Source organism: Yoonia sp., from assembly GCF_030731595.1.
GTDB lineage: Bacteria > Pseudomonadota > Alphaproteobacteria > Rhodobacterales > Rhodobacteraceae > Yoonia.
On sequence record NZ_JANQTS010000101.1, the window covers coordinates 17,088 to 31,723 of the forward strand.

18 protein-coding genes and 1 tRNA gene are annotated in these 14,636 nt (G+C 57.4%); 9 read left to right on the forward strand and 10 right to left on the reverse strand.

Annotated features, from left to right (window positions below; all coding sequences use genetic code 11):
- Positions 1 to 7 precede the first annotated feature (7 nt).
- Positions 8 to 1,825 (forward strand): M3 family oligoendopeptidase, encoded by a 1,818-nt coding sequence (locus NWQ23_RS12100; RefSeq protein ID WP_306166622.1) that lies wholly within the window; start codon positions 8 to 10, stop codon positions 1,823 to 1,825.
- On the opposite strand, the gene NWQ23_RS12105 is transcribed toward NWQ23_RS12100, so the two are convergent.
- The 5 genes from NWQ23_RS12105 to NWQ23_RS12125 form a co-directional block, all read right to left on the reverse strand.
- Positions 1,822 to 2,109, reverse strand: a complete 288-nt coding sequence (locus NWQ23_RS12105; RefSeq protein ID WP_306166623.1) for a DUF4389 domain-containing protein — start codon at positions 2,107 to 2,109, stop codon at positions 1,822 to 1,824. The genes NWQ23_RS12100 and NWQ23_RS12105 overlap by 4 nt on opposite strands.
- Positions 2,110 to 2,119: 10 nt before the next feature.
- Entirely contained in the window at positions 2,120 to 3,094 is a 975-nt protein-coding gene (locus NWQ23_RS12110; protein ID WP_306166624.1) for a Gfo/Idh/MocA family protein, read from the reverse strand.
- A 134-nt stretch (positions 3,095 to 3,228) separates the two neighbouring features.
- Positions 3,229 to 4,125 carry an RNA polymerase sigma factor RpoH gene (gene rpoH, locus NWQ23_RS12115; RefSeq protein ID WP_306166625.1) on the reverse strand — a complete coding sequence of 299 codons (897 nt, stop codon included), beginning with the start codon at positions 4,123 to 4,125 and terminating at the stop codon, positions 3,229 to 3,231.
- 161 nt (positions 4,126 to 4,286) lie between these two features.
- Positions 4,287 to 5,318, reverse strand: a complete 1,032-nt coding sequence (locus NWQ23_RS12120) for an RluA family pseudouridine synthase (protein WP_306166626.1) — start codon at positions 5,316 to 5,318, stop codon at positions 4,287 to 4,289.
- Positions 5,319 to 5,345: 27 nt separating this feature from the next.
- Positions 5,346 to 5,422: transfer RNA gene (locus NWQ23_RS12125), tRNA-His, on the reverse strand.
- Between the two features lie 139 nt (positions 5,423 to 5,561).
- On the opposite strand from NWQ23_RS12125, the gene NWQ23_RS12130 reads away from it, so the two are divergent.
- Positions 5,562 to 5,756, forward strand: a complete 195-nt coding sequence (locus NWQ23_RS12130) for a DUF6324 family protein (protein ID WP_306166627.1) — start codon at positions 5,562 to 5,564, stop codon at positions 5,754 to 5,756.
- On the opposite strand, the gene NWQ23_RS12135 is transcribed toward NWQ23_RS12130, so the two are convergent.
- Complete coding sequence (locus NWQ23_RS12135; RefSeq protein WP_306166628.1) at positions 5,740 to 6,198, reverse strand: MmcB family DNA repair protein; 459 nt, start codon at positions 6,196 to 6,198, stop codon at positions 5,740 to 5,742. The two genes, NWQ23_RS12130 and NWQ23_RS12135, sit on opposite strands and share 17 nt — an antisense overlap.
- A gap of 439 nt (positions 6,199 to 6,637) precedes the next feature.
- Between NWQ23_RS12135 and NWQ23_RS12140 the strand changes: the two genes are divergently transcribed.
- Complete coding sequence (locus tag NWQ23_RS12140; RefSeq protein WP_306166629.1) at positions 6,638 to 6,784, forward strand: hypothetical protein; 147 nt, start codon at positions 6,638 to 6,640, stop codon at positions 6,782 to 6,784.
- Positions 6,785 to 7,025: 241 nt separating this feature from the next.
- Here NWQ23_RS12140 and NWQ23_RS12145 read toward each other — a convergent pair whose 3' ends face one another.
- Positions 7,026 to 7,343, reverse strand: a complete 318-nt coding sequence (locus NWQ23_RS12145) for a hypothetical protein (protein WP_306166630.1) — start codon at positions 7,341 to 7,343, stop codon at positions 7,026 to 7,028.
- A 65-nt stretch (positions 7,344 to 7,408) separates the two neighbouring features.
- On the reverse strand, positions 7,409 to 7,882 hold the full coding sequence (gene nusB, locus NWQ23_RS12150) for a transcription antitermination factor NusB (protein ID WP_306166631.1): 474 nt from the start codon (positions 7,880 to 7,882) through the stop codon (positions 7,409 to 7,411).
- Between the two features lie 464 nt (positions 7,883 to 8,346).
- Here nusB and NWQ23_RS12155 point away from each other — a divergent pair, with 464 nt between their 5' ends.
- Positions 8,347 to 9,264 (forward strand): DMT family transporter, encoded by a 918-nt coding sequence (locus tag NWQ23_RS12155; RefSeq protein WP_306166632.1) that lies wholly within the window; start codon positions 8,347 to 8,349, stop codon positions 9,262 to 9,264.
- Positions 9,265 to 9,433: 169 nt separating this feature from the next.
- On the opposite strand, the gene NWQ23_RS12160 is transcribed toward NWQ23_RS12155, so the two are convergent.
- Positions 9,434 to 10,105 carry an imidazoleglycerol-phosphate dehydratase gene (locus NWQ23_RS12160; protein WP_306166633.1) on the reverse strand — a complete coding sequence of 224 codons (672 nt, stop codon included), beginning with the start codon at positions 10,103 to 10,105 and terminating at the stop codon, positions 9,434 to 9,436.
- Between the two features lie 147 nt (positions 10,106 to 10,252).
- Here NWQ23_RS12160 and hisB point away from each other — a divergent pair, with 147 nt between their 5' ends.
- The 4 genes from hisB (at position 10,253) to NWQ23_RS12180 (ending at position 13,299) form a co-directional block, all read left to right on the forward strand.
- The gene (gene hisB, locus NWQ23_RS12165) at positions 10,253 to 10,840 is read left to right on the forward strand and encodes an imidazoleglycerol-phosphate dehydratase HisB (RefSeq protein ID WP_306166635.1); all 588 of its coding nucleotides are present in this window, start codon (positions 10,253 to 10,255) and stop codon (positions 10,838 to 10,840) included.
- Complete coding sequence (hisH, locus tag NWQ23_RS12170; protein ID WP_306166636.1) at positions 10,837 to 11,475, forward strand: imidazole glycerol phosphate synthase subunit HisH; 639 nt, start codon at positions 10,837 to 10,839, stop codon at positions 11,473 to 11,475. Before hisB ends, hisH begins: the two co-directional genes overlap by 4 nt.
- Before the next feature lie 92 nt (positions 11,476 to 11,567).
- Entirely contained in the window at positions 11,568 to 12,032 is a 465-nt protein-coding gene (locus NWQ23_RS12175; RefSeq protein ID WP_306166637.1) for a lytic transglycosylase domain-containing protein, read from the forward strand.
- A gap of 217 nt (positions 12,033 to 12,249) precedes the next feature.
- Positions 12,250 to 13,299 (forward strand): Hint domain-containing protein, encoded by a 1,050-nt coding sequence (locus NWQ23_RS12180; RefSeq protein WP_306166638.1) that lies wholly within the window; start codon positions 12,250 to 12,252, stop codon positions 13,297 to 13,299.
- A 163-nt stretch (positions 13,300 to 13,462) separates the two neighbouring features.
- Here NWQ23_RS12180 and NWQ23_RS12185 read toward each other — a convergent pair whose 3' ends face one another.
- Positions 13,463 to 13,852, reverse strand: a complete 390-nt coding sequence (locus NWQ23_RS12185; RefSeq protein ID WP_306166639.1) for a DUF2147 domain-containing protein — start codon at positions 13,850 to 13,852, stop codon at positions 13,463 to 13,465.
- 140 nt (positions 13,853 to 13,992) lie between these two features.
- Between NWQ23_RS12185 and hisA the strand changes: the two genes are divergently transcribed.
- Positions 13,993 to 14,636 (forward strand): 1-(5-phosphoribosyl)-5-[(5-phosphoribosylamino)methylideneamino]imidazole-4-carboxamide isomerase (hisA, locus tag NWQ23_RS12190; protein WP_306166640.1); only part of this gene is annotated, 644 nt, incomplete at its 3' end.

Below are 14,636 nucleotides of genomic sequence, written 5' to 3' on the forward strand. Positions count from 1 at the left end.
CGCCTTCATGAATCGTACTCAGCCCGTATTTGATGCCAATACGTCCGGCGGGAAAGACTTTGGCAATCTGCCAGAGTGGGACCTGACTGACCTCTATCCGGCAACCGATAGTCCCGAACTCAAGCGTGACATGGCGTGGCTGGAAACGGAATGTGCTGATTTCGCAAAGACTTACGAGGGAAAGCTCGCGAGCCTTGATGCCAAAGGGCTTTTGGAGGCTGTGCAACGCTACGAACAGATTGATGTGATCGCCGGGCGCGTGATGTCCTTTGCGGGCTTGCGCTATTACCAGATCACCACCGACAGCGAACGCGCCAAATTCATGGCAGACTGTCAGGACAAGATCACCAACTACACAACACCGCTTGTGTTCTACGGGCTAGAGTTCAACCGGATTGAGGACGCGCACCTTGCCGGCTTGCTCGCCGCAAATGCCGACCTTGCCCGCTATAAACCTGTGTTTGACCGGATGCGCGCGATGAAACCGCACCAACTGTCGGACGAGTTGGAAAAATTCCTGCACGATCAATCCACGGTGGGTGCTGCCGCATGGAACCGTCTGTTTGACGAGACAATGGCCGGGCTGGAATTCGAGGTGGAGGGCGAAACGCTGAACCTCGAGGCCACGCTGAACCTGCTGACCGAACAGGACCGGAGCAAGCGCGAGGCAGCGACACATGCGCTGGCGGCTGTCTTTCAGGACAACATCAAGATCTTTTCACGCGTCCACAACACGCTCGCCAAAGAAAAAGAGATCGAAGACCGCTGGCGCAAGATGCCGACCCCGCAAACCGGGCGGCACTTGTCCAACCATGTCGAGGCCGAAGTGGTCGAGGCACTGCGCAACGCGGTCGTGGCCGCCTACCCGCGCCTGTCACACCGCTATTACGCGCTGAAGGCCAAATGGCTGGGGTTGGACAGGATGCAAGTCTGGGACCGCAACGCGCCCTTGCCAATGGAAAGCACCAAGATCGTGAACTGGGACGAGGCGACACAGACCGTGCTGTCAGCCTACGCCGAATTCGACCCCAAAATGGCCGAGATCGCCAAGCCGTTCTTTACGGACGGCTGGATTGATGCCGCCGTGAAACCGGGCAAAGCCCCGGGTGCTTTTGCGCATCCGACCGTCACGCCGGTGCATCCTTACGTGATGTTGAACTATTTGGGAAAACCGCGCGATGTGATGACCCTCGCCCATGAACTGGGCCACGGTGTGCATCAGGTTCTGGCCGCCGAACAAGGCGAATTACTGTCTTCAACCCCGCTGACATTGGCGGAAACCGCATCTGTCTTTGGTGAAATGCTGACTTTCCGCAAACTGCTCGAAGGGGCAAAGTCGCCGGAAGAACGCAAGATCCTGCTGGCGGGCAAGGTCGAGGATATGATCAACACCGTCGTGCGCCAGATCGCGTTCTATGATTTTGAATGCAAACTGCACGCCGCCCGCGCGGAAGGGGAACTGACACCCGACGATATCAACGCGCTGTGGATGTCCGTGCAGGCCGAAAGCCTTGGGCCGGTCTTCGACTTTGCCGATGGCTATGAAACTTTCTGGGCCTATATCCCGCATTTTGTGCATTCCCCCTTCTACGTCTACGCCTATGCCTTTGGCGACGGGTTAGTGAACGCGCTCTACGCGGTTTACGAAGAAGGTGATCCTGACTTCCGCACCAAGTATTTCGACATGCTCCGCGCGGGTGGCTCAAAGCACCACAAAGAGCTGTTGGCCCCTTTCGGCCTTGATGCTTCCGATCCGAAATTCTGGGACAAGGGTCTGTCGATGATCGAAGGCTTCATCGACGAATTGGAAGCGATGGAAGGTTAATCCAACTCTGTCCATGGCCAAGGCTTCACTTCGCTGTCCGCTGTCTGATAGCGCGCTGCCTTGGCCATCCAGACGCCCATCGTGGTGCCCATACCGGCCAGTTGCTCGTTCGGGATCCGCTTGTTGAACAGCATGATCAGGAATTGCGCCACTGTCAGAAGCCCCAGCAAGGTGCTGGCCATGCTCATCAACACCGCGATGATGACCATATGCACCAGACGCAGCCAGATGTTCTCGAAGTCGGATTCGATTTCCAAATCCTTCGGCTCTTGATCGTTTGCCATCGTCAGTTCCTCATTGGGGCTTTGCACCAGCGGCGAAAACCATATCCATCATCTGCTGCGTACCGCGCGAAAATTCAAGCGGGCACGGGTACACAGTGCCAGTCTGCACCGCATTGCAAAAATTTTCCACCTGCGTGACATAGTGGTTTTCGGCTGGCCACCGCTCTGTCGTGACGGTCATCCCTGCGGTCTCGAGGGTCAGTTCGGCCATGCCAAAGACATTGGCGTTGAACGGACAGGTCAGACGCAAGACACCTTTGGTGCCATGAAAGGTGATCTGCTGGCGCGGGAACATCCGCATGGAAACGGTAGAGGAATAGGTGAAACCGGGAAACTCCGCTTCCACCTGCGCAAAGACATCCACGCCATTCTCAAAGCGCAGCTTGGCATAGGGGATGGAATCGGGCTCCTGACCCGTGACAAACCGCGCGCCACCAAAGGTATAGACACCGATATCGCGCAACCCCCCGCCCCCTGCTGTGGCCTGATTGCGGATATTCCCACCATCATCGTTAAAATAGGTAAAGGTCGCATCGACATGCACCATGTCACCGACAGCACCGCCTTGGACCAATTCACGGGCGCGGATGAACTGGGGATGATGCACAATCATGAATGCCTCTGCCGCCAGTTTTCCCGCAGCGTCACGTGCGGCGATCAGCGCGTCAAAATCACCAGCCGCCAGCGCGATCGGCTTTTCGCACAAGACATGCTTGCCAGCCGCCAGCGCCTTGACGGTCCAGTCCACATGCAGATGATTGGGCAGCGGGATATAAACCGCGTCAATCGCCGGATCAGCCAGCATCGCGTCATAGCTGTCATAAACCGCAATTCCGGGTGCAAAAGCCCGAAATCCAGCCGCTTTCTCAGGGCTGCGCGTTGCAATCCCGGCAAGCTTTGCCCCCTTGGCCGCCTGGATCGCAGGCCCCATGTGGTTTTGGGCAAAATTGGCCGCCCCCAGAATACCCCAACGCAAATGTGTCATGTGCAAATCCTCTTCCAGTGAAAGGTTAGCGCCAACAGGTCCGAGAGGGAACGGATCACCTGCTTCTTCCGAGCAAAAAATATCCCCGCCGGAGGCTCCGGCGGGGATATCAAATACAAACGGCGATGATGGGATCAGGCGTCAGCCAGCATACCTTTTTCGCGCGCGAGTTCCTGCATCTTGGATTGCAGCTTTTCAAAGGCCCGCACTTCGATCTGCCGAATACGCTCGCGGCTGACATCATACTGGCTGCTGAGGTCTTCCAGCGTCACGGTTTCATCTGCCAGACGACGTTGCACCAGAATGTCCTTTTCACGGTCATTCAACACGCTCATCGCTTCGGCCAAAAGCGCGCGACGGGCATCAAGCTCGTCATGGGCCTCATAATCCGCCGCTGTATTGGCACTTTCATCCTCAAGCCAGTCCTGCCACTGGGCAGCCCCTTCGCCATCCGCACTGACGGTGGCATTCAAAGAGGCATCCCCGCCCGACAAACGGCGGTTCATCGAAATGACCTCGTCCTCGGTGACACCCAGATCGGTCGCGATCCGCTGCACGTTTTCAGGGCGCAGATCGCCCTCTTCCAGCGCGCCAATGCGGTTTTTCGCCTTGCGCAGGTTAAAGAAGAGCTTTTTCTGTGCCGAGGTCGTGCCGAGTTTCACCAGTGACCAGGACCGCAGGATATATTCCTGGATCGAAGCACGGATCCACCACATGGCATAGGTTGCCAGACGGAAACCCTTTTCCGGATCAAAGCGTTTGACCGCTTGCATCAGGCCCACATTGGCCTCTGAAATCACTTCGGCCTGCGGGAGACCATAGCCGCGATAGCCCATGGCGATCTTGGCTGCCAGTCGCAGGTGCGAAGTGACCATCTTGTGGGCCGCTTCGGTATCCTCGTGATCCACCCAGCGTTTGGCCAGCATGTATTCTTCCTCGGGTTCCAGCATCGGGAACTTGCGGATTTCTTGCATGTAGCGGTTCAGCCCACCTTCCGGGGATGGTGCTGGTAAATTCTTGTAGTTACTCACTGTATCTGCCCTCCTATGTATAAAGGCTTAACATGGATATGGTAGCGCTCGCATTTGCTTTCAAGTGCGGGTTATCCGATTTCCGTAAAATCAATATGAACTAATCAGTTTAGTAATGCGAGACAGATTTCGGTGCGCTCACGCACATGGGATCGAATATTTCAGACCTCTGCGCCAAGTGCGCGCAAAAGGGCGGTCATATCATCAGGCAAATCCGCCTCAAACCCGAGGAATTCGCCCGTCACTGGATGTTCAAAGCCCAAGGTGGCCGCATGCAGTGCTTGGCGCGGAAATGCGGCAACGGCCTCCACCCCTGCTTCACCTACGGCCTTGGGCGACAGTTTCCGGCGCCCGCCATAGACCGGATCACCGATCAGGGAATGCCCGCAATGGGCCATATGCACGCGGATTTGGTGCGTGCGCCCCGTTTCCAGCCAGCATTCGATCAGTGCCGCACAGGGCGGTGTGCCAAGCGGTGTGATGATCCGCGACCGCGTGACCGCGTGACGCCCGCCCGCAAAGGATACCGCCTGCCGCTGACGGTCGGTTTTGTGCCGCCCCAGCATCGTCTGGATTTTCAGGATATTGCCGGGCTCGAACGAGGTGCCCTTGATCCCGCGCAAACGCGGATCGTTCTGGTCCGGCACACCGTAACAGACCGCCAGATAGCGGCGCTCGACCGTATGGGCGGCGAACTGATCGGCCAGATGATGATGCGCGCGGTCCGATTTGGCAGCAACCAGCAATCCCGTTGTCTCTTTATCAATGCGATGCACGATCCCGGGGCGTTTCATGCCGCCAACGCCGGATAGGGTATCACCGCAATGATGAATAAGAGCGTTCACGACTGTCCCCCCTGGCGTACCCGGGGCGGGATGCACCACCATACCCGCCGGTTTGTTGATGACGATCAGGTCGTCGTCTTCAAAGACAATCTCCAGCGGGATATCTTCGCCGCCAATATGGCTTTCCTCGGCAACAGCGACAGTGACAGCCACAACCGCGCCTTGCGTAATCCGGTGGCGGGGATCGGTCACAACCGTGCCATCCACTGCCACTGCCCCATCCGCTATCAGCTTGGACAACCGTGAACGGCTGAGGGCTGCATCATCCGGCACATCACGGCCCAGCGCCTTGTCCAGACGGGGTGGCGGGTTCGGCCCGATTTCGAATGTAATGAGTGTCTCACCCATGATCGTCTCCGTGCGGCATGGGAGGGATGGTACCGCCTCCCCGGCTTGAACGGGGGACCCCTGGTTCCACAAACCAGTGCTCTAACCAACTGAGCTAAGGCGGCATCTGGGCTGATTTAGCGGGATGGGATCACGATTGCAAGACCCCAGGCAGCCAATCTGGTCGCAAAGGACAAGACCCTGCCCTTGCCAATCAAGCCTGCTGCGCTGTACTGAATTGCAGGCCAAATCACGAGGACGGACATGGGTATCAACAACGAGCGCGACATCGAGGCCAATATGCAGATCGGTCCAACCGATCTGGGCATGGTCCGGATCTTCATCGAAGCGGATGGCGTGGAAATCCCCATGGATTTCGAACCCGAAGAGGCCGATGAAATTGCCGAAGAGATCCGCGCGGCGGCGATGGCGGCACGGGCCGTCAAAAAACGGAAATAAACCCCGGATCTCGTGCCACTTGCGCCCTAATGGCCGCGTGGCGGGCGAATTTCTGCACCATGACCTTGCGGCGCGCGGGGGCAAGTTTGGTCTCGGGTCCCATGCGAATGATCTCTGCGTCATAGGCATCTGCAAGGATCAGGCCAGTATGATCCGGCAAGAGCTCTGTCGGGAACTCACTGTCGACGGCCCAGAAGAACCGGTCGCACCATTCCAGATAGCCCTGCCATTTGCTGTCTGACTGAAAATCGGCACGGCTGGATTTGCACTCGATGATCCAGACTTCGCCTTTTGGCCCCAGCCCCATCACATCAACACGCAGGCCCGAGGTCGGCACCAGTTCTTCGACACTCACAAAATCATGGCCACGCAGGGCACGCGCCACACCTCGTGCCAAAAGCTGGCCGGGCATCATATTGGCGGGGGTAAGATCATCGCGCATAGGGGTAAACCTGAACAATACGTGAACAAAACTCAAGAAAAAACTTGCAAAGCACTGTATTTGACGCCGTGACGTGGTGCTTTCGCTGTCTTCCGGCAAGACCATCGGCCAAGACGCACAATGATCTGGTCAGGGCACAGCGGCGCCGGGTTCAAAGGGCCGCCGATCTTCGCTGCGACTCAGTCAGGCAGCGATTGATACGACCAAAACACCCATGCGCGTGCCCGTCGTGATGCGAAATTCCTCGGTTCAGTAAAATATTATTATATTTCAAACACTCGGCCAATTTTTTGCCAAATCTGTTCATCTAAACTGTGCAGCTTTGTGACCCAAACGGGGCGCGCCGGCGTGACTCTTTGTGGCAAAAGCCTTGCCTGCGTCACGTTTTGGTCCGCTTTGCACCCTATCCATGAATGCAAGAACTAGGGGAATGTCAAAAATGCCACTTTTTACAGATATCAGTTTTTTCGAAGTTTCGATGGCCCTTCTCTTCATCGGTATGGCCGAGCGTCTGCTGCTCGGTTACGCGCCTGCTGAGATGGTTGGCAGCAAAGGTTGGCTCATTCGCGGCGACATCGACGAATAACAAACGCAAAGAGGCCTTGCCCTCGCGCGTCTGCCATCCTACCTGTGAGACGACGGGTTCTGCACCTCTCGTAACACATGGGTACAAATCCAGTGGCCTTAAGCAAATCCGAGGGAGCTGGCTCTGTTCTGACCCTGGTCTGATTACCTGGCGCCCACCTGTACATACAGGTCCTCGGGATTAGTTACCTCTACGGTTGCCGTGGTTCCCGTCACCCTTCTTGCAGAAATAGAATACTTTGTTACGGCCGTCTGCCCGCTGCAGACTGCGTCACACGCACAGGGATCATCCTGCCGCGGTGATGGTCGTCATCGTCATTGTGGTCATCCGACTGCAACATGATCATGAGCGCGAACTGAACGCTGCCGAAAACTGTTCCGTGAAAGAACCACAACAGGAAAACAGCCAACACGCCGACGTCAGAGCCTGCAATCAGCGTGCCAAGCCCCGCGACATCGCGCCACAAAAGCATCGCGACAAAAACAGCCGATAGCACAAAGCCCATTGCACAGTGCCGCAGGTAAAGGGCCATCAGATCGGGTTCATTGTTCGGCTTCATTTGCAGGTCTCCTCTACACAAAGATAGCCATGAAAGAGAGAACTACAACCCGGTCGTCATTTGACTTAGCTTCCGAAAGCTTCGGGGCGGGCTTCGCGGGCCATATGATCCAGTACCGCGTTCACGAATTTCGGCTCTTTGCCATCATTTGAAAACGCTTCGGCGACGCTGACAAATTCGCTGATGACCACTTTGGGAGGGGTCTCTTTGCGGATCAATTCCGCCCCTGCCGCGCGGAAAAGCGCACGCCAGGTCGGGTCGATCCGCGCGATCGGCCATTTCGCAACCAAGGCCCTGTCGGTCATCTGATCAATGCTCGCCTGATCATCCACAGCCGTTTCCATCAGGGCGCGAAACGTATCCACGTCGCCCTCGGTCATTTCGCCTTCTTCATAGGTTGCCCCAAAGCGATGATCCTCGAATTCACGGACAACGGCATCGACCGTTTGGTTTGACGCTTCCATCTGGAAAAGGGCCTGCACCGCATAAAGCCGTGCGGCAGATTTCATCTTGCGCTTTTGATTGTTCGAAATGCTCATGTTCAGGTCTTAACATTGGGTGCACAACGTATACCACATTTTAGGGCATCCATCGCGTAAGTGAATTTGGTGCCGCTGAGTGACATCTACGCCCAAGGTTGTCGAGGGTCATTTGGCATGATGGGCCATGATCTCGGTATCTCTTGGCCCTGCCGGGTTCCTTGCTAAATCGCTGATCAAGCAAGGGCCGAGCCTTGGCGGGCACTTGCTTTCGCCAAGGCCCTGCACCGGTGGCCTTTTGGCACGAAAGACCCTTCTGGCATGGGATGATCGGCAATAGGGCGTCGGGGACAACGGGCATTTTCGCGCGGCGAACCGGACGGAGATGCGTCATGGGGCCTGTTTGTCGCCTAAGTATTTGGCGGGTTCATGGTACTCCCCCGACACAAATGGGTCGCGAACGGTTGGCACGGCAACTGTTTTGATTGGTAGTCAGCAGGCATCGACGACCCAAAGGCCACCTCATGACCAGTATCGTACGCGCACCGCAAAAAGAGATTGGACACCGTCAAGGGTTGCTTTTCGTCTTTGCAGCAGGTGTGCTGTGGTCCACGGTCGGGTTGGGCATCCGGCTGATCGAAGAAGCGAATGTCTGGCAAATCCTGCTCTATCGCTCTATCGCACTCAGCGCCTTTCTCTATGTCGTGATCCGTCTGCGCAGCGCAGAGAGCCCTTTTGCCCAGGCGCGCCGCTCTGGACTGCCTGCGGCTGTTGCCGGCCTCGCCCTGGTCGCTGCCTATGCCGGTGGCATTTACTCGATCCAGGTGATCCCCGTCGCCAATGCGCTTTTGCTTTTTGCGACAGCCCCTTTCATCACTGCAATTCTGGGCTGGATCGTGTTGCGCGAGCATGTCCGGTCCGCAACATGGATCGCCATCATCGTGGCCATTGGCGCAATCGCGATCATGGTATCAGGCGAAACATCGCGCGGCGATGTCGCCGGCACATTGGCAGCCCTTGGCTCTGCGTGTGGGTTTTCGGTCTTTACCGTCGCCTTGCGCTGGGGAAAGTCCGGGGAAATGCTGCCCGCTGTGTTTCTTTCCGGGCTTTTTGCCATCGTGATCACATCGGTGATTTGCCTGTTGCTTGGGTTTTCTTTCGTCCTATCCCCGCGGGACGGCGGTATCGCGATGGGAATGGGTGTCTTTCAGGTTGGCGCGGGACTGGTGCTTTACACTCTGGGCTCCCGTACGCTTCCCGCCGCGGAACTGGCACTCTTGTCCTTGGCAGAGGTGCTTCTGGGGCCTTTTTGGGTCTGGTTGTTCTTGGGAGAGGACGCCTCTTTCAGAACACTTGCCGGTGGGGCGCTGCTTCTGGCCGCGATTGCGGGCAATGCCTTGTCGGGCGCAAGGCGCAAGCCACTCCCGGTCAACAGGCTGTAAGACGCTCGGCGCTGATCAGACTGTGCCGGCCAATTCAAGCGGGACCCGCCACAGTCGATTACAAGCACCAGAGCGTTTGAGGATGCGCCCGCAGTGTATTCTGGCGGCCCTTCCCCAAAGTGAAATCAGAAATCGCGGTAGCGGTTTACCGACCGGCAATCACAACAGATCAAAAGGCCATCGCGCCACGATGCGCTGGCATAAAAGGCAATTGCGGTAGCGGGCGGTCACGAAAGATCGCTGCGAGTTCCACTCTCAATGCCTCTTCGATGCTTTGCAATGTGTTGGCATCTTCCATGATCTCCAACTCTGCCAGCGCGGGTTCAGCGATCGCAATATCGGCATGGCTGAAACATACCTCCTCCAATTGTGGCGTGTCGACGCCGATCGGATCAGTCAGTAGCAATGCCATTTCCTGAGGATCATCCGCTTCGGCAAGGTCTTGTTCCTGGTTTTGCGCCACGCGCGCGACAACTTCTTCAATACTGCTCACGGAAGACAATGCCAGTTTGCCAAGCAAGGCCGGCGCTGTATCGGCACCCACCAAAGCATAGAGGCAGGGGATCAAATCATAGAGGTCATCCGTCTCCTCTTGGGTGCGATCGGTCAGAAAGATCGCGCTCAGGTAAGGGTTTTTCCGCTCACCTGACAACGCAATCGCGTGGGTTAACTGCCCTTCAACGAGCTCATCCATAACCAAAAGGTCAATCGTATCGACGCGGATCAATGCATGCGCGACAGCTTGGGTATCGACTGACAGGATCTGGAAACCTTTGTCGATCAAGGCGCGCGCCGTCGCGACAGCGGCTTCGGCATCGTTACGTAGAATGAGGGCTTTCATCGGATTCTCCTGATAAATGACAGCGTGGGCTTACCCTACGACTCGAACTCTTAAATTTTGCTGAAAAGCCACAGGTTTTTGCACACAGGCTTGGCCCCTGCCCCGGATATGCCTATAGAGCAGTGACAAAACCAAAGGACGCGCGCCATGCGGACAGCCACGATCACACGCAAAACCGCCGAGACGGATATCACCGTCACCATCAACCTTGATGGCACCGGCATCTATGACAACCAGACCGGCGTTGGTTTTTTTGACCACATGCTGGACCAGCTGTCGCGCCATGCGCTGATTGACATGACCGTCCGTGCGAGCGGTGATCTGCATATTGATGACCACCATACCGTCGAGGATGTGGGCATCGCCTTGGGTCAGGCTCTGACCGTTGGCCTTGGCGACAAGCGCGGGATTCGCCGCTATGGCAGTTGCCACCTTGCGATGGATGACGCGCAGGTACGCGCAGCACTTGACCTTTCTGCCCGCCCCTATCTGATCTGCAACCTTGATCTGCCCTTCGGCAAGATCGGCACCTTCGACACCGAATTGGTGCGCGAGTTCTTTCAGGCATTCAGCACGCATGGCGGCATCACCTTGCACATCGACAAGCTGCACGGCTTCAACGCCCACCACATCACAGAGGCCGCGTTCAAGGCCGTCGCGCGTGCCCTGCGCGAAGCGGTCGAAACCGATCCGCGCAAGGCGGATGCGATCCCGTCGACCAAAGGCAGCCTATGACCACGGCCCTTGTCGATTACGACAGCGGTAATCTGCATTCGGCGCAAAAGGCCTTTGAACGGATGGCGGCAGAGGTCGGCACGGGGTCGATCATCGTCACCTCCGACCCCGATGTCGTGGCCCGCGCCGACCGGATCGTGCTGCCCGGCGACGGGGCGTTTCCGCATTGCCGTGCAGAGCTTTTTGCACGCACCGGACTGGCCGAGGCGATTGTCGAGGCGGTGACCGTCCGCGCCCGCCCTTTCTTTGGCATCTGCGTCGGGATGCAGATGATGGCGACTACGGGCCATGAGTACGAGGAAACGCCCGGCTTTGACTGGGTGGGAGGAGATATACGCAAGATCACTCCCTCTGATCCGGCGCTCAAAGTCCCGCATATGGGGTGGAACGATCTGGTGATCGACCATCCGCATCCGGTGCTGGAAGGGATCGTGACGGGCGATCACGCCTATTTCGTCCATTCCTACGCGATGACCGTCAGCAATCCAGCAGAACGTCTGGCCCATGTGGATTACGCGGGCGATGTGACGGCCATTATCGGGCGCGACACGATGATCGGTACGCAATTCCACCCCGAGAAAAGCCAAGCAGCGGGTTTGCGCATGATCGGCAATTTTCTGCGGTGGGCGCCCTGATCTCGAAGACTTTGGCTATTGAATAACAAGTCCTTTGTTTGCACGGTCATCGCTATATCTGACCCCCATCGTGCCAAAGATCAGGAGCCTCTATGTTCAACCGCCGCCTTTTCCTTTTGATGACCGCAAGTGCGCTCGCCGCCTGTAGTCGCCGCTCAGAACCGCGGCCCAGCAGCCGCGCGGACATTCCGCTTTATCCCAACGAGACGCCGGAACTGCGGCGCCTGATCAACAAATACGCGGATGTGCATGGCATCCCTGTCACCCTGCTGCATCGGGTCATTGTCCGCGAAAGCACGCATAATCCGGCAGCGCGCAACGGCCCATATTATGGGTTGATGCAGATCCTGCCGCAGACGGCGCGCAGCATGGGCTATCGGGGGTCACCGGAAGGATTGCTCGATGCGGAAACGAACCTGATCTATGCGGGGCGCTATCTGCGCGGGGCGTGGTTGGTATCGGACGGGGACGAGCAGACAGCTGTCAACTGGTACGCCCGCGGATACTATTACGAAGCGAAACGGCGCGGTATGCTGGAAGAGACCGGGTTGCGCTGAGACCAGTCGCCCGGTCCAAAGAGCGGGGTAGACTGCTCCGGCAAAGGCATCAGTCTGATTGAGACGTGGTGCAGGTAAAGTTTCAGCCAAAGCTGGAAATTTTCGCCGTGACTGACTATGCTACCCTCCGACAGTGATTTTACGAGTGCAAGAGTGGATATGCAAAAAGGGGCTTTGGCTTGCTTGGCGCACATTATTCACGATCGGATGATGAACGATGCCTGACTTTACATTTCTAGGTTGGTCCGCTGCCGACCTTGGCATATCCAGTTTTTTTGACCTGTTTGGCGGTGGTCCTTTCGTCGTTGCTGGAACGCCCAGCCTCGTCACCATCAATGATGGCGTAGGCGACACGTCGTTTGACGATGAACCCTCCCAGCCAACAGCCGATCCCGGGGCTGATCAGGTGACAGTCGGCGACTTGATATTGGACGGCGTGGTTGTTGTTCCTGATGGCGGTAACGTTTGGAATATCGGCGAATTCACCGTCACAAACACCACGACAGGCGAAGTCGGCACACTCATTGTGCTTGGTGATGGGTCGAACAGCCCAATCGGTGCGGCTTCGACCATCAATTTCGCAATCGGGGACGTCTTAACCTACTCCAACTTCGTGGTGAACGGGGCGGAGCCCTATGTCGGCTTGGTCTGTCTGACAGCAGGCACACGGATAGAAACCGAACAGGGTGTGATGTGCATTGATGCGCTGACTGAGGGCGATAGGGTCAGAACTCAAGACAACGGTTTTCAGGACGTCCGCTGGATCGGTCGGCGCTATCTTGATCGCAATGCGCTGGTCGCAAACCCCAATTTCTTTCCGGTACGCATTACCGCCGGAGCGCTCGGAGACGGCCTGCCGATCTGCGACCTGCTTGTGTCCCGTCAACATCGCATGGTGGCGTCATCCAAAATTGCGCAACGCATGTTTGGCCAGCCCGAGGTCTTGGTAGCAGCCATCAAACTCACAGAGCTACCCGGCATTTTTGTGGATACCGATGTGCAGAGTCTGGCGTATTTTCATTTGCTCTTCGATCAGCACGAAATCATCTTTGCCGAAGGGTCGCCGACAGAAAGCCTCTTTACGGGTCCCCAAGCACTCGAGGCTCTTGATGCAGAAGCGAAAGAGGAAATACTCGCAATCTTCCCGGACTTGGCTGAACGAGACTATTTTCAGGAACCAGTCCGGTTCATCCCCCCAAATAGATTCCAAAAAGAGTTGGTCTCGCGGCACCGCAAGAATGGTCAGCCGATCAGGATGCGTCTTTGATCGCGCGGTGTGCGGCTTAGCTGTTCCCGTTGCCAGACGGAGCGCCGACTTGCGCGGGGTCCGGAAAATCGGGATCACGCCTGCCGGCCGCACCAACCATCAAGAGCAATCAAAAAAGGCCCACCCTTGCGGGCAGGCCCATGCCACACCAGAAAAATACCCTTTATGGCACCCGCGTCCATGTCCCGCCATCACGGCAGATGCCAAGCACGCAACCTGACACAGACAGCGTATCGCCCGTCAGTTGGAGCCGCGAGTTATAGGTCTTGTCCCGGTCCGGCGACCACACCTTGCCACGGTAAGCTCCGTCGCCATTGGCCACCGTCTCAGAGATGATCTGACGGCCGATATTGGCAGAGGCCATGTCATTGCCATTGGCATCAAAGGACTGCACCAAAGTGCCACAGAGTGCCGCACCACAAGGTGCGACCTCGATGATGCCAGAGTTGCCGTTGTCGTCACGCGCGGTTTGCCACATGCCAAGCAACGGCTCGGCGGTGGCGGGTGCGGCCAAAGCGACCAGCGCCGCGACTGTCAGTGCGATTCGTTTCATTGTGATCTCCTCCCTAGAGTTCTGCGGCAGATCATGCGCGACGCACCCTGCGCCAATCAACACTGACGTTGGGTCCAAGCGGTGCGTTGCAATCTGCCCGCGCCCATGCATAAACGCGGGCGAACACGAAAGGCGCTGCCATGATCCTCTACCCTGCCATTGACCTCAAAGACGGAAACGCCGTGCGGCTGGTGCATGGGGATATGGATCAGACGACCGTTTTCAATGACGACCCGGCGGCGCAGGCCAAAGCTTTCGTCGCGGCAGGCTGTGAATGGCTGCATCTGGTGGACCTCAACGGGGCCTTTGCCGGAGAACCGGTGAACGCGGCCCCGGTCGAGGCGATCCTTGCGGCCTGCCCGGTTCCTGCGCAATTGGGCGGCGGTATCCGGGATATGGCCACGATCGAACGCTGGCTGGACAAAGGGCTGGCGCGCGTGATTCTCGGGACCGTTGCTGTAGAGAACCCCGAATTGGTCCGCACGGCAGCAAAGGAATTTCCGGGTCAGGTTGCGGTCGGTCTTGATGCCCGCAACGGCAAGGTCGCCACTCGCGGCTGGGCCGAAGAGACAGACGTGATGGTCACCGATCTGGCAAAATCCTTCGAGGATGCGGGCATCGCTGCCATCATCTACACCGATATTCTGCGCGACGGCGCGATGAAGGGCCCGAACATCGAGGCAACGGCTGACTTGGCGCGGGCGGTGAAGATCCCCGTCATCGCTTCTGGCGGCGTATCATCCATGGCAGACCTCACAGCCTTGAAAGCCACCGGCGTGATTGC